Annotated in this window: 17 protein-coding genes; 7 read left to right on the forward strand and 10 right to left on the reverse strand. The window is 58.0% G+C overall.

Annotation, left to right across the window (positions count from 1 at the left end; all coding sequences use genetic code 11):
- The first annotated feature begins 9 nt into the window (after positions 1–9).
- The 4 genes from infC to tnpA all read left to right on the forward strand — a co-directional run bounded on the left by infC (position 10) and on the right by tnpA (position 1,763).
- A complete protein-coding gene (gene infC / locus BW958_RS04020) occupies positions 10–537 on the forward strand; it encodes a translation initiation factor IF-3 (protein WP_256701845.1) in 528 nt (175 codons plus the stop codon).
- A gap of 89 nt (positions 538–626) precedes the next feature.
- A complete protein-coding gene (gene rpmI, locus BW958_RS04025; protein ID WP_076574441.1) occupies positions 627–824 on the forward strand; it encodes a 50S ribosomal protein L35 in 198 nt (65 codons plus the stop codon).
- Positions 825–840: 16 nt separating this feature from the next.
- The gene (gene rplT / locus BW958_RS04030; protein WP_076574442.1) at positions 841–1,197 is read left to right on the forward strand and encodes a 50S ribosomal protein L20; all 357 of its coding nucleotides are present in this window, start codon (positions 841–843) and stop codon (positions 1,195–1,197) included.
- Positions 1,198–1,325: 128 nt separating this feature from the next.
- Positions 1,326–1,763: an IS200/IS605 family transposase gene (gene tnpA / locus BW958_RS04035; RefSeq protein ID WP_076574676.1), complete on the forward strand. Its 438-nt coding sequence runs from the start codon at positions 1,326–1,328 to the stop codon at positions 1,761–1,763.
- 273 nt (positions 1,764–2,036) lie between these two features.
- Here the strand turns inward: tnpA and gloA are convergent, their stop codons facing one another.
- From gloA to rsxA, 8 genes are read right to left on the reverse strand one after another with little or no spacing between them, the layout of a single operon-like run.
- The gene (gene gloA / locus BW958_RS04040) at positions 2,037–2,450 is read right to left on the reverse strand and encodes a lactoylglutathione lyase (protein ID WP_076574443.1); all 414 of its coding nucleotides are present in this window, start codon (positions 2,448–2,450) and stop codon (positions 2,037–2,039) included.
- Between the two features lie 2 nt (positions 2,451–2,452).
- A complete protein-coding gene (gene nth, locus BW958_RS04045; RefSeq protein ID WP_076574444.1) occupies positions 2,453–3,094 on the reverse strand; it encodes an endonuclease III in 642 nt (213 codons plus the stop codon).
- Between the two features lie 9 nt (positions 3,095–3,103).
- Complete coding sequence (locus tag BW958_RS20260) at positions 3,104–3,808, reverse strand: electron transport complex subunit E (protein WP_076574445.1); 705 nt, start codon at positions 3,806–3,808, stop codon at positions 3,104–3,106.
- 12 nt (positions 3,809–3,820) lie between these two features.
- Positions 3,821–4,447: an electron transport complex subunit RsxG gene (gene rsxG, locus BW958_RS20265; RefSeq protein WP_076574446.1), complete on the reverse strand. Its 627-nt coding sequence runs from the start codon at positions 4,445–4,447 to the stop codon at positions 3,821–3,823.
- Positions 4,444–5,508 (reverse strand): electron transport complex subunit RsxD, encoded by a 1,065-nt coding sequence (gene rsxD / locus BW958_RS04060; protein WP_083687232.1) that lies wholly within the window; start codon positions 5,506–5,508, stop codon positions 4,444–4,446. The genes rsxG and rsxD overlap by 4 nt, the downstream gene beginning before the upstream one ends.
- Complete coding sequence (rsxC, locus tag BW958_RS04065; protein WP_076574448.1) at positions 5,508–7,985, reverse strand: electron transport complex subunit RsxC; 2,478 nt, start codon at positions 7,983–7,985, stop codon at positions 5,508–5,510. The genes rsxD and rsxC overlap by 1 nt, the downstream gene beginning before the upstream one ends.
- A gap of 2 nt (positions 7,986–7,987) precedes the next feature.
- Positions 7,988–8,554: an electron transport complex subunit RsxB gene (rsxB, locus tag BW958_RS04070; protein WP_076574449.1), complete on the reverse strand. Its 567-nt coding sequence runs from the start codon at positions 8,552–8,554 to the stop codon at positions 7,988–7,990.
- Between the two features lie 4 nt (positions 8,555–8,558).
- Complete coding sequence (gene rsxA / locus BW958_RS04075; protein WP_076574450.1) at positions 8,559–9,140, reverse strand: electron transport complex subunit RsxA; 582 nt, start codon at positions 9,138–9,140, stop codon at positions 8,559–8,561.
- 110 nt (positions 9,141–9,250) lie between these two features.
- Between rsxA and BW958_RS04080 the strand changes: the two genes are divergently transcribed.
- Positions 9,251–10,135 carry a DMT family transporter gene (locus BW958_RS04080; protein ID WP_076574451.1) on the forward strand — a complete coding sequence of 295 codons (885 nt, stop codon included), beginning with the start codon at positions 9,251–9,253 and terminating at the stop codon, positions 10,133–10,135.
- A 5-nt stretch (positions 10,136–10,140) separates the two neighbouring features.
- On the opposite strand, the gene BW958_RS04085 is transcribed toward BW958_RS04080, so the two are convergent.
- Together BW958_RS04085 and BW958_RS04090 are read right to left on the reverse strand one after the other, a co-directional pair.
- Positions 10,141–10,761: a LysE family translocator gene (locus BW958_RS04085; RefSeq protein ID WP_076574452.1), complete on the reverse strand. Its 621-nt coding sequence runs from the start codon at positions 10,759–10,761 to the stop codon at positions 10,141–10,143.
- Between the two features lie 63 nt (positions 10,762–10,824).
- A complete protein-coding gene (locus tag BW958_RS04090) occupies positions 10,825–11,859 on the reverse strand; it encodes a glycosyltransferase family 9 protein (protein ID WP_076574453.1) in 1,035 nt (344 codons plus the stop codon).
- Positions 11,860–12,074: 215 nt separating this feature from the next.
- Here BW958_RS04090 and BW958_RS04095 point away from each other — a divergent pair, with 215 nt between their 5' ends.
- Together BW958_RS04095 and fabV are read left to right on the forward strand one after the other, a co-directional pair.
- The gene (locus BW958_RS04095; RefSeq protein WP_179078814.1) at positions 12,075–12,557 is read left to right on the forward strand and encodes an ATP-dependent zinc protease family protein; all 483 of its coding nucleotides are present in this window, start codon (positions 12,075–12,077) and stop codon (positions 12,555–12,557) included.
- Between the two features lie 135 nt (positions 12,558–12,692).
- Positions 12,693–13,886 carry an enoyl-ACP reductase FabV gene (fabV, locus tag BW958_RS04100; protein WP_076574455.1) on the forward strand — a complete coding sequence of 398 codons (1,194 nt, stop codon included), beginning with the start codon at positions 12,693–12,695 and terminating at the stop codon, positions 13,884–13,886.
- Positions 13,887–13,919: the final 33 nt, after the last annotated feature.

Consider the following 13,919-nt stretch of genomic DNA (forward strand, 5'->3'; position numbering starts at 1 on the left):
GGAAAAAAACTGGGCAAGCAACCGCAAGCCCGTGCTCATCGAATCAATACCGAAATTCGGCTGAAAGAAGTACGTCTGGTGGGTATTGAGGGCGAGGCCCTGGGTGTCGTCAGTATTCAAGAGGCCTTGAATCTGGCCGCTGAGGCCATGGTGGATCTGGTCGAGATCAGTCCCAACGCAGAGCCGCCGGTTTGCCGGATCATGGATTACGGCAAGTTCCTCTACGAAAAGAGTAAGACTGCCAAAGAGCAGAAGAAGAAGCAGAAAGTTGTCCAGGTGAAGGAAATCAAATTCCGTCCTGGCACCGATGAAGGCGACTATCAGGTAAAACTGCGCAACCTGATTCGCTTTCTCGAGGAAGGCGACAAGGCCAAGGTTACCTTGCGCTTCCGTGGTCGTGAAATGGCCCACCAAGACCTTGGTATCAAGGTGCTGGAGCGCGTCAAGGCCGACCTGGAAGAGCTGGCCGTGGTTGAAGCTTTCCCGAAAGTCGAAGGCCGTCAAGCAGTGATGGTCCTCGCACCCAAGAAGAAGTAATCAGGCCCACAAGAGATCCTGTCGTGGGGCATGCCTCATGACAGAATTCGCCTAATTATTTTGTTGTTATAGACAATGCGGAGTTCGAAATGCCGAAAATCAAAACCGACCGGGGCGCCGCCAAGCGCTTCAAGAAGACTGGCTCTGGTGGCTTCAAGTGCAAGCACGCCCACCTGCGTCACATCCTGACCAAGAAGAGCAGCAAGCGTAAGCGTCAGCTGGGCCCGAAGACCATGGTCTCCGCCGCTGACCACAAACGTGTTGTTGCTTGCCTGCCGTACGCATAAGAGAGGGGTGTGAAAAATGCCAAGAGTTAAACGTGGTGTGACCGCTCGTGCTCGTCACAAGAAAGTTCTGAAGGCTGCCAAGGGTTACTACGGTGCCCGTTCCCGCGTATACCGCGTAGCGGTACAAGCGGTAACCAAGGCAGGTCAGTATGCCTATCGTGACCGTCGTCAGAAGAAGCGTCAGTTCCGTCAACTGTGGATCGCCCGTATCAACGCGGCTTCCCGTCAGAACGGTCTGTCCTACAGCCGTCTGATCGACGGTCTGAAGAAGGCTTCCATCGAGATCGATCGCAAGATCCTCGCTGACATCGCCGTTCACGACAAGGTGGCTTTCACCGCTCTGGTCGAAAAGGCTAAGGCTGCTCTGGCTTAATTGCCGAGTCGTCATGATGAAAAGGAGGCTTAGGCCTCCTTTTTTATTCCTGTGAGGCTATAGCCTGAAGAAAGCCCATGCCAGAGGATCTTCTCTTACTCACCACAAGTAAGAAGGAAATCACTGACATGAGCAGTTACAGAAGTTCAGCACATGTGTTTTGGCGTTGCAAATACCACTTGGTTTGGACACCTAAATATCGCTATAAGATCTTGACGGGAGCAGTAGGGAAAGAGCTTTATCGTTCAATTTACATACTGTGCAATATGAAAGATTGCGAGGTATTGGAATTGAATGTGCAGTCAGATCATGTCCATTTGGTCGTGATGATGCCGCCAAAACTGTCGATATCGACGCTAATGGGCGTCCTGAAAGGACGCAGTGCTATTCGCCTCTATAACAAATTTCCACATATACGAAAAAAGCTTTGGGGCAATCACTTCTGGGCAAGGGGTTACTTTGCGGACACGGTTGGAGTGAACGAAGAGATTATAAGGCGTTATGTGAGGTATCAGGATAAGAAGGATCAGGAATACGAACAGCAGATGGAGTTGTTACAGGATTAAGACGAACAAGGCTCCCTTCTAGGGAGCCCCTCTTTAAAGCCACCTCTTCAAGAGGTGGATTTTTACTATTTGTATGTGAAAGCCGGCCGACAGCCGGCTTTCTTTATATCAGCAATAGCAAACCATCACATTCTGCCTATCTGATGATGTTCAGGGCATGTTGAATGTAATATCCGATCAGGGCTGGCGGTATTTTTGCGAAAGCAGGAAAGGTAAAGCAGGGAAGGGAAGGAGTAAACAGCGAGGGAGCCGTGGAGGCTCCCTCAAGCGCGGTTAAACGCTCTTGCCAAGGCCGTGACCGGCATCTTTCTTGGCGATAAGCTCAATCTTGTAACCATCCGGATCTTCGACAAATGCGATAACGGTGGTGCCGCCTTTAACCGGACCCGGCTCACGGGTGATCTTGGCGCCAGCACTGCGCAGTGCTTCACAAGTGGCGTAGATATCGTCTGCTTCCAGGGCGATGTGACCATAGGCGGAGCCTAAATTGTATTCGCTGACGCCCCAGTTGTAGGTAAGCTCAATCACCGCTTCATCTTTTTCATCACCGAAACCGACGAAGGCCAGGCTGTATTTGTACTCGGTATTTTCACTCTGACGCAGCAGCTTCATGCCAAGAATGCGGGTGTAGAAGTCGATAGAGCGTTGCAGATCGCCGACACGCAGCATGGTATGCAGAATTCTCATTTTCAGTTCTCCGGGTAGACTTTTTCTTTGTATTCGCACAGGTCCTCAATGATACAGGAGCCGCAGCGCGGTTTGCGAGCCAGACAGGTATAACGCCCGTGCAATATCAGCCAGTGATGCACATCGAGCTTGAATTCGGCCGGTACCACTTTGAGCAGGCGCTCTTCCACCGCATCCACGTTCTTGCCGGGGGCAAAGCCGGTGCGGTTGGAAACACGAAAAATATGGGTGTCCACGGCGATTGTCGGCCAGCCAAAGGCGGTATTGAGCACCACGTTGGCGGTCTTGCGGCCGACACCAGGCAGGGCTTCCAGTGCTTCACGGTTTTCGGGCACCTCGCCACCGTGCCGCTCAAGCAGGATGGCGCAGGTTTTGATGATGTTCTCGGCCTTGGCATTGTAAAGACCAATGGTCTTGATATAAGGCTTGAGCCCTTCCACGCCGAGCGCCAGGATGGCGGCCGGCGTGTTGGCATCTGGATAGAGCAGGGTAGTGGCCTTGTTGACGCTCACATCGGTCGCCTGGGCTGACAGGATCACCGCAATCAGCAGCTCAAACGGGGTCGTGTAGGCTAGCTCGGTCGTGGGCTGTGGATTATCGGCGCGCAGCCGCTCCAGGATCTGGCGACGTTTCTGGTTGTTCACAAGACTCCTTTACAGCTCAGTCGCGCGCACGGTTGCCGTCGGTACGCTGCAGTGAGCCTGGGTTGGGGCGCGTTGCACTTGGCGACGTTCATTGATGGCGTTTTTGGCGGCAATCAGCAAGCCCAATCCGATAAATCCACCGGGGGGGAGGATAGCGATCATCCATGCCGAATCGGCTGCATACAGTTGAATACGCAGCACGCTCGCCCAGCTGCCAAGCAGCTGCTCGGCACCATCAAACAGACTACCCATGCCAATGATCTCACGCATAGCCCCCAGCACCGACAGGACCAAGGTAAAGCCAAGCCCCATCATCAAACCGTCGAGTGCGGCCAGCAGTGGCGGGTTTTTTACCGCATAGGCTTCGGCGCGGCCGATGATGATGCAGTTGGTGACGATCAGGGCGATGAAGATGCCCAGTGCCTGATAGAGGCTGTAGGTGTAGGCGTTCATCAGCAGTTGCACGCACGTTACCAAGGCCGCAATGATCAGGACATACACCGGGATCCGGATATCCTTGGGCACGTAGTTGCGCACCAGCGAGATGGCAAGGTTGGAGAGCGTCAGCACCACCAGGGTCGCTAACCCCAGGCCCAATGCGTTGGTGAGGGTTGAGGTGACCGCCATGGTCGGGCACAGGCCCAGCACTTGCACCAGTGACGGGTTATTTTTCCAGAGCCCTTGCTGGAGCAGGCTCTTGAACTCTTCATTCATACTAGCTCTCCCTTACTCGGCACAGGTCGGCGCGTTATCAAGCAGCTCAGGATGTTCAGTTTGCATCAGTAGCACCCGTTTGACCGCTTTGACCACGGCGCGCGGCGTGATGGTGGCGCCAGTGAAGGCATCAAAATCGCCGCCATCTTTCTTCACGGCCCAGCTTGCAGCATTGTCACTGGTGAGTGTGCGGCCATTAAAGCTTTCTATCCAGTGCGATTTTTTCAACTCGATTTTATCGCCAAGGCCTGGGGTCTCTTTATGCTCGAGCACCCGCACAGCGGTGACAGTACCATCCGTTTTAAAGCCAACAGCCAAGCGAATGGCCCCACTGTAGCCATCGGGAGCGATGGTTTCTAGCGCATAAGCGGTCACCTTATCGCCCAGTGCCGCCGTATACAGCGGCATCGGCTGGTTGCTACCAAGGTATTGGCTGCTGCTGACCATCCGGCAACTACCCACCAGATCGTTATCATAACTGCCGGCTGGTAGCAGGGCTGACAAGGTGGCCAGCTTCTCCTGCTGATGCTGCTGCTCGATTCGTCCGGCGGTCAGCTGATTGGTCAGTGCCACCACGGCGGTACACACCAGCGCAAAGGCGCCGAGGATGGCCCCGTTCTTACTCATGCTGCGGATCATTTACCGGCACCTCCCTTGCGCTGACCATACACCGAAGGACGGGTCAGACTGTCAATCAGGGGAACGCACAGGTTGGCCAGCAAAATCGCAAAGGCAAAAGCGTCCGGATAACCTCCGAAGCGGCGAATGATATACACCAGCGCACCAATCATCACGCCGTAGATCAGTCGTCCGCGCGGCGTGGTGCTGGCACTGACCGGATCGGTAGCGATAAAGAAGGCCCCGAGCATGGTGGCGCCGCTCAGAAGATGCAGTAGCGGCGTGGCCGCCTTATCGGGGGTGGCCATCCAGCCAATGGTCGAGGCAATCAGCAGCCCGGCGATCACCGCCACGGGGATACGCCACTGGATCACTTTTTGCTGCAATAAAAACAGCCCGCCCAACAGATAGGCAAGGTTGACCCAGCTCCAGCCAACACCGGTACCGCTTTGGTAAAGCGGGCTACGCAGGATCTCAGTGCTGACAAAGCCCTGACCCAGACCGGTTTTGAAGGTATCGAGCGGCGTGGCCATGGTGGTGCCGTCGATGCCCTGGCGCAGCTGTAGCATGCTGAATCCATCGAGGCTATGACCGGTGAAAATGGTCATCCAGGCATCAAAAAAGCCAATCTCATGAGCACGCACACCGAGCGGTGGCATCCAATTGGTCATGTGTACCGGGAACGAAATCAGTAGCAGCACATAGGCCACCATGGCCGGATTGAACAGATTTTGTCCCAAGCCACCATAGAGCTGCTTGGCCACCACGATGGCAAAGGCTGTGCCGATCACCGCCATCCACCAGGGGGTAAACGGCGGAATGGATACCGCGATCAATATGGCGGTCACCACGGCGCTGCCATCCCACAGGGCAGGCATCACGGCGCGTTGGCGCAGTTTCAAAATAGCCGCTTCACTCAGGCATGCCGTGAGAGTTGCCAGCAGGATCTGGATCAGGGTTCCCCAGCCAAAAAACCATGTCTGCGCCAGCACGCCGGGTAGGCAAGCCAGCAATACCAGGCCCATCAGGACCGAGGTTTGTTTGCGATTGTGATCAAAGGGTGCGCTCGCAATCTTGAACATCAGTCACCCACCTTTTCGGAGTCAGAGAGTTGGGATGCCGCCTTCTTGGCCTTGGCGCGGGCGATGGCAGCGGCTACGGCGGCTTTCTTACGGGCCTCGGGATCGTCACTGTGGGCAGCGGCCTGCTCGGCCGTTTGCGGCGCTGCAACTATCGATTCGCCAGCCAAGGCGGTGTCAGCGGCGCGTTTGGCTTTAGCACGGGCCAGCGCAGCGGCGACGGCAGCCTTTTTACGGGCCTCGGGGTCGTCACTGTCGGCAGCGGCCGGCTCGGCCGTTTGCGGCGCTGCAACTGTCGATTCGCCAGCAGAAGTGGTGTCAGCGGCGCGTTTGGCTTTAGCGCGGGCCAGCGCAGCGGCGACGGCAGCCTTCTTGCGTGCGTCGGCATCATCAATGCCGATTGTTGCAACCGGCTCGGCCGTTTGCGGCGCTGCAACTGTCGATTCGCCTGCCGAGGCAGTGTCAGCGGCGCGTTTGGCTTTAGCACGGGCCAGCGCAGCGGCGACGGCGGCCTTCTTGCGGACGTCGGCATCATCACTGTCGGTTGCTACCGGCTCTGCCGTTTGCGGCGCTGCAACTGTCGATTCGCCAGCCGAGGCAATCTCAGTAGCGCGTTTGGCTTTAGCGCGGGCCAGGGCTGCGGCGACAGCAGCCTTCTTGCGGGCCTCGCCATCATCACTATCGGTTGCTGCGACTGGCGCGGTAACCGGTTGGGTGTCGGCGGCTCGCTTGGCTTTGGCCCGAGCCAATGCCGCAGCAATCGCGGCCTGTTTGCTGTCGCTGGCATCGCCGGTTGCGAGCACCTCGCTATGCGACGTGACATCGGCTTGCTCGGCCTGCTTGCTGGCTCGCCTAGCCAGTGCTTCACGCTTGCGCTCTTCGCGCAGCACAATCGCGGCGCGGTTATCCGGCTGGCCATCAGGCAGGGTACCCACCGTGGTTGCGGTCGCCTCTTTGGCCTTGATGCGAGCCAGCGCCGCCGCAACCGGATCTTCTCCGCCGGCCGCACTGGTCATGGCTTGACGACGGCTGGCAGCAGCCTGTGAATGGCGCGCTTCACGCGCCGCTTTTTCGCGCTCAAAGCGAGCCTGCTTGGCCTCAAAACGCAGCTTGGCACGTTCGGCGCGCTGGGTTTCCCGGCGGGTTTCGCGAATATCATCCTTGGCAATTTTGTAGTACTGCACCAAAGGAATTTCGCTCGGGCACACCCAGGCGCAGGCGCCACATTCGATGCAGTCAAACAGATTAAGCTGCTCAACCTTGTCATATTCACGCGCCCGGCTGTACCAGTAGAGCTCTTGGGGGAGCAGACTGGCCGGACAGGCATCGGCGCAGGCGCTGCAGCGAATGCAGGCCTGCTCGGGTCCAGGCGGCGGCAGCTCGGCCTTGGTGGGCGCCAGCAGGCAGTTGGTTGCCTTGACCACCGGCACCATGGCATGGGGCAAGGTAAAGCCCATCATGGGGCCACCCATGATCACCCGCTGCTCGGATTCGGGACGCAGATCAAAGCGGCGCAGTAGCCAGCGCACCGGCGTGCCGAGACGAACCCAGACATTGCCCTGATGGCCGAAGCTGTTGCCGGTCAGGGTGACCAGACGCTCCAGCAGCGGCTCACCGTTAATCACGGCCCGCTTGATGGCAAATACGGTGGCGACGTTGAGCACCATGATGCCGATATCGACCGCACGTCCCCCTTTGGGTACCTGACGGCCGGTGAGAATTTCGATGGTTTGTTTGGCGCCGCCCGACGGGTATTTGGTCGGGGTCACCTTGACCTGAATGTCATCCTCGCGGATTTCGGCATTGAGCGCCGCCACGGCCTCGGGCTTGTTATCCTCGACGCCGATCAGGCTCAGTCTCGGTTTGAGCAGATGGCGCAGCACGCGAATGCCTTCGAGAATATCGGCCGCGTAATCGCGCATCAGACGATCATCGGTGCTGATGTAGGGCTCGCACTCCAGGCCGTTGATGATCAGGATCTCGGTGCGCTGGCCACGTCCGTCAAGTTTGCTGTGGGTCGGAAATACCGCGCCGCCAAGGCCCGCAACGCCGGCTTGCTGGATGCGGGCGAGCAGTTCGCTGCGCTCCAGGCCTTGATAATCGGCGCACGCTGTGCGCTCAACCCACTCATCATCGCCATCCGGCGTGAGGGTGATACAGAGATCATCCAGGCCGGACGGATGCGCCACAGTATGGGGGCCGATGGCGGTGATAGTGCCTGAGGTGGATGCGTGGACCGGCACGGTGCGACCGCCGCGCCAGTCGGTCAGCGGCTGCCCTTTTTTGACCCGATCACCCACCTTGACCAATACCTCGCCGGCCGGACCTGCGTGCTGGCGCACCGGGATGATCAGCTGATCCGGCAAGCCGGCTTCGCAGATCGGGCTATGGCTGGATTGATCCTTGTTTTCTGCCGGGTGAATGCCGCCATGAAAATCCCACATGGCACCGGCTTTGATACGTTCAATTACGGAATGCATGACTACTCCACCACCTTGACCGGGATCTGGACGGTCGACAGGTTCCACTTCCAGTTGTCGACCGTGGTGGCGACAGGAATCAATTCAATACAATCGGTCGGGCAGGGGGCCACGCAGAGATCGCAGCCGGTACACTCGGACGCAATCACGGTGTGCATGGCCTTGGTCGCGCCAATGATGGCATCCACCGGACAGGCCTGGATGCACTTGGTGCAGCCAATGCACTGATCCTCATGAATAAATGCCACCTTTTTGACCGGCGCGGCGGCGTCGGCCGTGTCTCCGACTGGTTGAGGATCTACCCCCATCAACTCGGCGATACGGCGCATGGTGGGTTCGCCGCCGGGTACGCACTTGTTGATGACATCGCCGCCGGCGACCGCTTCGGCGTAAGGCTTGCAGCCAGGATAGCCACACTGACCGCACTGGGTTTGCGGCAGCAGAGCATCAATCTGATCGACAATCGGATCGGCCTCGACCCGAAACTTCACGGCCGCAAACCCCAGCAGCACACCAAAGATCAGTGCCAGCAGGGTCAGGACCACTATCACAATAAGAATATGAGTCATGCAGTTACATCTTGATGAGGCCGGTAAAGCCCATAAACGCCAGCGACATCAGGCCAGCGGTGATCATGGCAATCGAGACACCGCGAAATGGTGCCGGAACGTCGGCTGCGATAAGACGCTCACGCATGGCAGCAAACAGCACCAGCACCAGCGAGAAGCCGGCGGCAGCGCCAAAACCATAGAGCACGCTTTGAATAAAGTCGTGATGGCTGTTGACGTTAAGAAGTGGCACCGCCAAGACGGCGCAGTTGGTGGTGATCAGCGGCAGAAATATCCCGAGCAGGCGATAGAGGCTGGGGCTCGCTTTATGTACCACCATTTCGGTAAATTGCACGACCACGGCAATCACCAGAATAAAGGCCAAGATGCGTAAATAACCAATATCGAGCGGGATCAGGATATAGTGTTCGACCAGATAGGCGCAGGCACTGGCTAGCGTGATCACAAACGTGGTCGCCAGTCCCATGCCAATGGCGGTTTCCAACTTGCTTGATACACCCATAAAGGGGCATAAGCCGAGGAATTTCACCAGAACGTAGTTGTTGACCAGAACGGTGCTGATCAAAAGAAGCAGATACTCAGTCATCAAGGAAAATCGCTGGAATGAATGCGGCCGGTATTATCTGATGTTAGCCGTCGCTAAACAACTCTGCGTCCACAGGGTTATTAAACTGAACCATATTTCGGGAGAAGAGAGTGCGTCTGTTGCCAATGCTGGCGCTGACCCTGGCCATGTTGCTGTGGGGCAGTTCATTTATTGCGCTCAAGCATGTATTGAGTGTGTGGGGATTCGGTCAGGTACTGTTTATGCGGATGCTGGTGGCCGCCTGCTGCTGGCTATTTTTGTGGCGCAAGCTCGGCAATTTCCGTTATCAGGCTGGCGACTGGCGCTGGCTGGTGCTGCTGGCTGTGCTCGAGCCCTGCCTCTACTTCCTGTGTGAGGTCAATGCCCTGCGCTTTACCAGTGCCGGTCAAGCCGGGATGGTCTGTGCCCTGCTGCCGCTGATGGTGGCGCTGGTGGCCTATCTGCTGCTTGGCGAGCGCATCACCCGCCGTCAGATGGGCGGTTTTGCACTGGCGATTGCCGGTGTGATGGTGCTCAGTGTCAGTGGCGAGCAGCCATTAGGCGCGCCTAATCCACTGCTTGGCAACAGTCTTGAGATGCTGGCGATGTTGTGCGCAGCGACCTATTCGGTGACCTTTAAAAAGCTCTCCAGCCGCTATGGCGTGATGCCGCTCACTGCTCTGCAGGCGTTTGTTGGCTCCCTCTTCTTTTTCCCGTTTGCGTTAAGAGAGCCTTGGCCAGATAGCTGGCAACCGATGGATCTGGCGGTGATCATCTATCTGGGCGCCTTTGTTACTCTGGGGGCCTACCTGCTTAACAACTGGGCGGTGACCCAGGTCAAGGTGACGTTGGCCGCCGCCTACGTCAATCTGCTGCCGGTCTTTACCCTGCTGTTTGCCTATTGGCTGCTGGATGAACGTTTGACCCTGCTACAAGGACTGGCATGTTTGCTGGTGTTGATGGGGATTGCGGTGGGGCAGATGCCGGGCACCCGGAGGCGCCCGGTCACGGCGTAACAAGATTACTGGGTGGCGAGCCGGATGCCGAGCAGCACAAACAGGCCGCCCATGGCACGCTGCAACCCACTCTTCACCCAGGTCGGCAGAGCCATACGCTCACGGGCACGGCTGGTAAACCACACCAGCAGCAGGCACCACAAGGTCCCGCTGATATTAAACAGAGTGCCGAGCAGCACGAACGCCAGCGCCTTGTGGGGCGCTTGTGGCACGATGAACTGCGGCATAAATGCTAGGAAAAACAGTGCCACCTTGGGGTTGAGGACGTTGGTCAGCACTCCTTGGCGGTAGATCTGCCACAGGTTTGGCAGTGCATCTAGTGACTGGCGTGCTGTATGACGGCGCTGGCGCAGCATAGTGATGCCGAGATACACCAGATAGAGCGCGCCGACCAGTTTGACCAGCATGAAGAGCTCAGCCGAGGCGGCCAGCAGGGCAGAGAGGCCCAGCGCCGCGCACACCACATGTACCATCACCCCGCTGCTGATCCCCAGTGCCGCCATCAGGCCGGCGCGCCAACCCTGGCTGCCGGTGCGCAGCATTACCAGTAATGAATCGGGCCCCGGCATCAGGTTAAGCAGCAGGGATGAGGCGAGAAACAGGGGCAGATCGTGAATACCAAGCATGGATAACAACGCTCATAGGGTGATTTTCCTCAGTCTACACCGAGTCGGTGGCTTGGCCAGACCCTAGGCAGCCAGATTAGACGGGTCGGATGCCAGCTGATCGCTAAGCCAGATCGGATCAAGCCGGATGTCATCACGATCTTCTACCACCAAATGGCAGTGATGGCGGCCAAGACAGCCATAGCGCGCCGGTGAGGTCTGGGTGTAAAGGGCAAGGCAGGGCACCCCACTGGCCGCGGCCAGATGCAAAGGGCCGGTGTCGGCACAGATAAACAGGCTTAATCCGGCGCTAAAGCGTGCCAGCTCGGGCAATGAGCCGAACGACACGGCCTCGTCACCAAGCCGCATATCGAGCTGGCTGGGGTCCTGAATATGGATAAGGTGCGCAGTGGGGGCGAGGCGGCGCACCTGCGCCAGCAACCTCTGCCACTGGGCGTGACTCAATCCTTTGCCTTTGCGCGCCCCGGTAAAAAAGCCGATGCGTGGGCGTCTATCTCGCGCTGGCAGTGATATGCCGAGCTGCGGTGCATAGTGCTCCAGCGAGGGGGCTGCGGTTACGCCGAGCAGTTGCAGTGGACGATGGGCATAGTGCCACTGGCCGGTTGATATCGTGGGCGAATGGAAGATGAGCTCCCCATTCATCTCGGCAAAGCCCATCTTTTGCGAGGCAACGCTCCAGGCGGCAATCAGGTTATCGGTGCTGGAGGGGAAGGGGGCATAGACCCGGTCGTAATGGCGCCGGCGCAGGGTGCGCAGCGTGGCAAGCGCCGCCAGCCACTTTCCGGGGCGAACACTGACGTAAAACAGGCGGCTGATACCCAAGGTTGCGATAAACGGCTCGAGCAGCGGTGCGCTTTGTACCAGATCAATGGTGGCGCCAGGGTAGCGGGCGCGCAGGGTTTGCAAGAAGGGCAGCAGGAACAGGGCGTTACCGATGCGGTGGGTGCAGCGGATGACCAGAATGTGACGCGGATGGCTGGGTGGTGCGCCTTGCGTGCTGCGCGAGGCTAACATCGTTAGCAGCAGTCGTTCCAGATGCTTGCTCCAGCGGCGGCGCATCCCGTCAAACCGGCGCAGGCGGTCTTGTAATGAGATCATGATAAGACTCTCCCGAAGGTGGGGCGAGCCGTGATCTTGACCGGATTGAATGACGATTTGCTTAAGCGATGATGACCGTTTTCTTAAGCTGAGCAGGCAAAACCTGCGTTGGGTATCACGGTGGTGGGATATCTGGGGTTGTCTGCGGCAGACTAGGTATTGGTGCGGGCTCAGGGTATGCTGCCAGAGCGTGATTTATGAAGGGTGTAGTCAACATGATGCCAAAATGGGGGGCGCTGCTCCTGATGAGCCTTATCACAGGCGTTGCCCATAGTAGTGAGCCACAGATTTTCGGCTGGCTCGAGCATGGTGAAATTGAAGGCATTGCGCTCGATTTCAAGTTAGATACCGGCGCCGACACCTCCTCGCTGGATGCCCGCTCTATTCGGGAGTTTGATCAGGATGGCAAGCATTGGGCCAGCTTTGTCGTGCCCAGTGCGGCGGACGGCGAAGCGCACCGCTTTGAGCGGCCGATTGTGCGCTATGCGCTGGTTCGTGGGGCAGGCGGCAGCGAGCGGCGGCCGGTGGTGCGCATGACGGTGTGCCTTGCTGATGAGCAGTACCGGGAGGAGTTCACCCTCAATGATCGCAGCAAGATGAGCTACCCAGTGCTGATTGGTCGCTCCACCCTGCAACACATGCACGCTGCCGTGGCGGCCGAGCGGCAATACACCCGTCAGGGCGATTGTGCCAACTAGTGCGGTTGTCGTGGTGTATCTCTGACCGTGTGATCCGTTGTTTATCTACGGCGGGAACACATCAGAGCACCCAATCGCGGCACAATGAGGTATCTTATGCCCCGATTTCATCCATAAAACGGATCAGAGACTCGTATGATTATCAAACCCAAGGTTCGCGGCTTTATCTGTACCACCACCCATCCGCTGGGGTGTGAAGCCAATGTCCGTCGTCAGATCGCTTACACCCAGGCGAAAGGCCCCATCGAAAACGGCCCGAAGAAGGTGCTGGTGATTGGTGCCTCTACCGGTTACGGTCTGGCTTCGCGGATTGCCGCTGCCTTTGGCTCCGGCGCCGCCACCCTCGGCGTCTTCTTTGAAAAGGCCGGGACTGAAAGCAAGCCCGGCACTGCTGGCTGGTACAACTCGGCGGCCTTTGACAAGGCGGCCAAGGAAGCTGGTCTCTATGCCAAGAGCATCAACGGCGATGCTTTCTCCGATGAGTGCCGCGCCAAGGCCATTGAGCTTATCAAGCAGGATCTGGGTCAGATTGACCTGGTGGTTTACTCGCTGGCCTCGCCGGTGCGCAAATTGCCCACCACCGGTGAAGTGGTGCGCTCTGCCCTCAAACCTATCGGTGAGGTTTACACCACCACCGCGATTGATACCAACAAGGATCAGATCATCACCGCCACCGTTGAGCCGGCGAGCGAGGAAGAGATCCAAAATACCATCACCGTCATGGGCGGTCAGGACTGGGAGCTGTGGATGGCGGCGCTGCGTGATGCCGGCGTGCTGGCTGACGGCGCCAAGTCGGTGGCTTACTCCTACATCGGTACCGATCTGACCTGGCCCATCTACTGGCACGGCACCCTCGGTCGCGCCAAGGAAGATCTGGACCGCGCGGCGGCTGCCATTCGTGGCGAGCTGGCGACCAAGGGCGGTACTGCCCACGTGGCCGTGCTCAAATCCGTGGTCACGCAAGCTTCCAGCGCCATTCCGGTGATGCCGCTCTATATCTCCATGGCTTTTAAGATCATGAAAGAGAAGGGTATTCACGAAGGGTGCATGGAGCAGGTTGACCGCATGATGCGCACCCGTCTGTATGCCTCGGACATGGCGCTGGACGAGCAGGCGCGTATCCGCATGGATGACTGGGAGCTGCGTGAAGACGTGCAGCAAGCGTGCCGCGATCTGTGGCCCTCCATCACCAGCGAAAACCTCTCCGAGCTGACCGATTACACCGGCTATAAGCAGGAGTTCCTGCGCCTGTTCGGTTTCGGGCTGAATGAAGTGGATTACGATGCGGATGTGAATCCGGACGTGCAGTTCGACGTGGTTGAGCTCTAATTCGCTCTGGCGCATCAGTATCAAGGGCCGCAT

Origin of the sequence: Aeromonas sp. RU39B (assembly GCF_900156095.1) — a bacterium.
Taxonomy (GTDB): domain Bacteria; phylum Pseudomonadota; class Gammaproteobacteria; order Enterobacterales; family Aeromonadaceae; genus Aeromonas.

What these genes read in the sequence shown, in the direction of transcription:
- rpmI (WP_076574441.1), top strand. Translation starts at nt 627, where the DNA reads ATGCCGAAAATCAAAACCGACCGGGGCGCCGCCAAGCGCTTCAAGAAG.
- rplT (WP_076574442.1), top strand. Translation starts at nt 841, where the DNA reads ATGCCAAGAGTTAAACGTGGTGTGACCGCTCGTGCTCGTCACAAGAAA.
- tnpA (WP_076574676.1), top strand. Translation starts at nt 1,326, where the DNA reads ATGAGCAGTTACAGAAGTTCAGCACATGTGTTTTGGCGTTGCAAATAC.
- gloA (WP_076574443.1), bottom strand. Translation starts at nt 2,450, where the DNA reads ATGAGAATTCTGCATACCATGCTGCGTGTCGGCGATCTGCAACGCTCT.
- BW958_RS20260 (WP_076574445.1), bottom strand. Translation starts at nt 3,808, where the DNA reads ATGAATGAAGAGTTCAAGAGCCTGCTCCAGCAAGGGCTCTGGAAAAAT.
- rsxG (WP_076574446.1), bottom strand. Translation starts at nt 4,447, where the DNA reads ATGATCCGCAGCATGAGTAAGAACGGGGCCATCCTCGGCGCCTTTGCG.
- rsxD (WP_083687232.1), bottom strand. Translation starts at nt 5,508, where the DNA reads ATGTTCAAGATTGCGAGCGCACCCTTTGATCACAATCGCAAACAAACC.
- rsxC (WP_076574448.1), bottom strand. Translation starts at nt 7,985, where the DNA reads ATGCATTCCGTAATTGAACGTATCAAAGCCGGTGCCATGTGGGATTTT.
- rsxB (WP_076574449.1), bottom strand. Translation starts at nt 8,554, where the DNA reads ATGACTCATATTCTTATTGTGATAGTGGTCCTGACCCTGCTGGCACTG.
- rsxA (WP_076574450.1), bottom strand. Translation starts at nt 9,140, where the DNA reads ATGACTGAGTATCTGCTTCTTTTGATCAGCACCGTTCTGGTCAACAAC.
- BW958_RS04085 (WP_076574452.1), bottom strand. Translation starts at nt 10,761, where the DNA reads ATGCTTGGTATTCACGATCTGCCCCTGTTTCTCGCCTCATCCCTGCTG.
- BW958_RS04090 (WP_076574453.1), bottom strand. Translation starts at nt 11,859, where the DNA reads ATGATCTCATTACAAGACCGCCTGCGCCGGTTTGACGGGATGCGCCGC.
- BW958_RS04095 (WP_179078814.1), top strand. Translation starts at nt 12,075, where the DNA reads ATGATGCCAAAATGGGGGGCGCTGCTCCTGATGAGCCTTATCACAGGC.
- fabV (WP_076574455.1), top strand. Translation starts at nt 12,693, where the DNA reads ATGATTATCAAACCCAAGGTTCGCGGCTTTATCTGTACCACCACCCAT.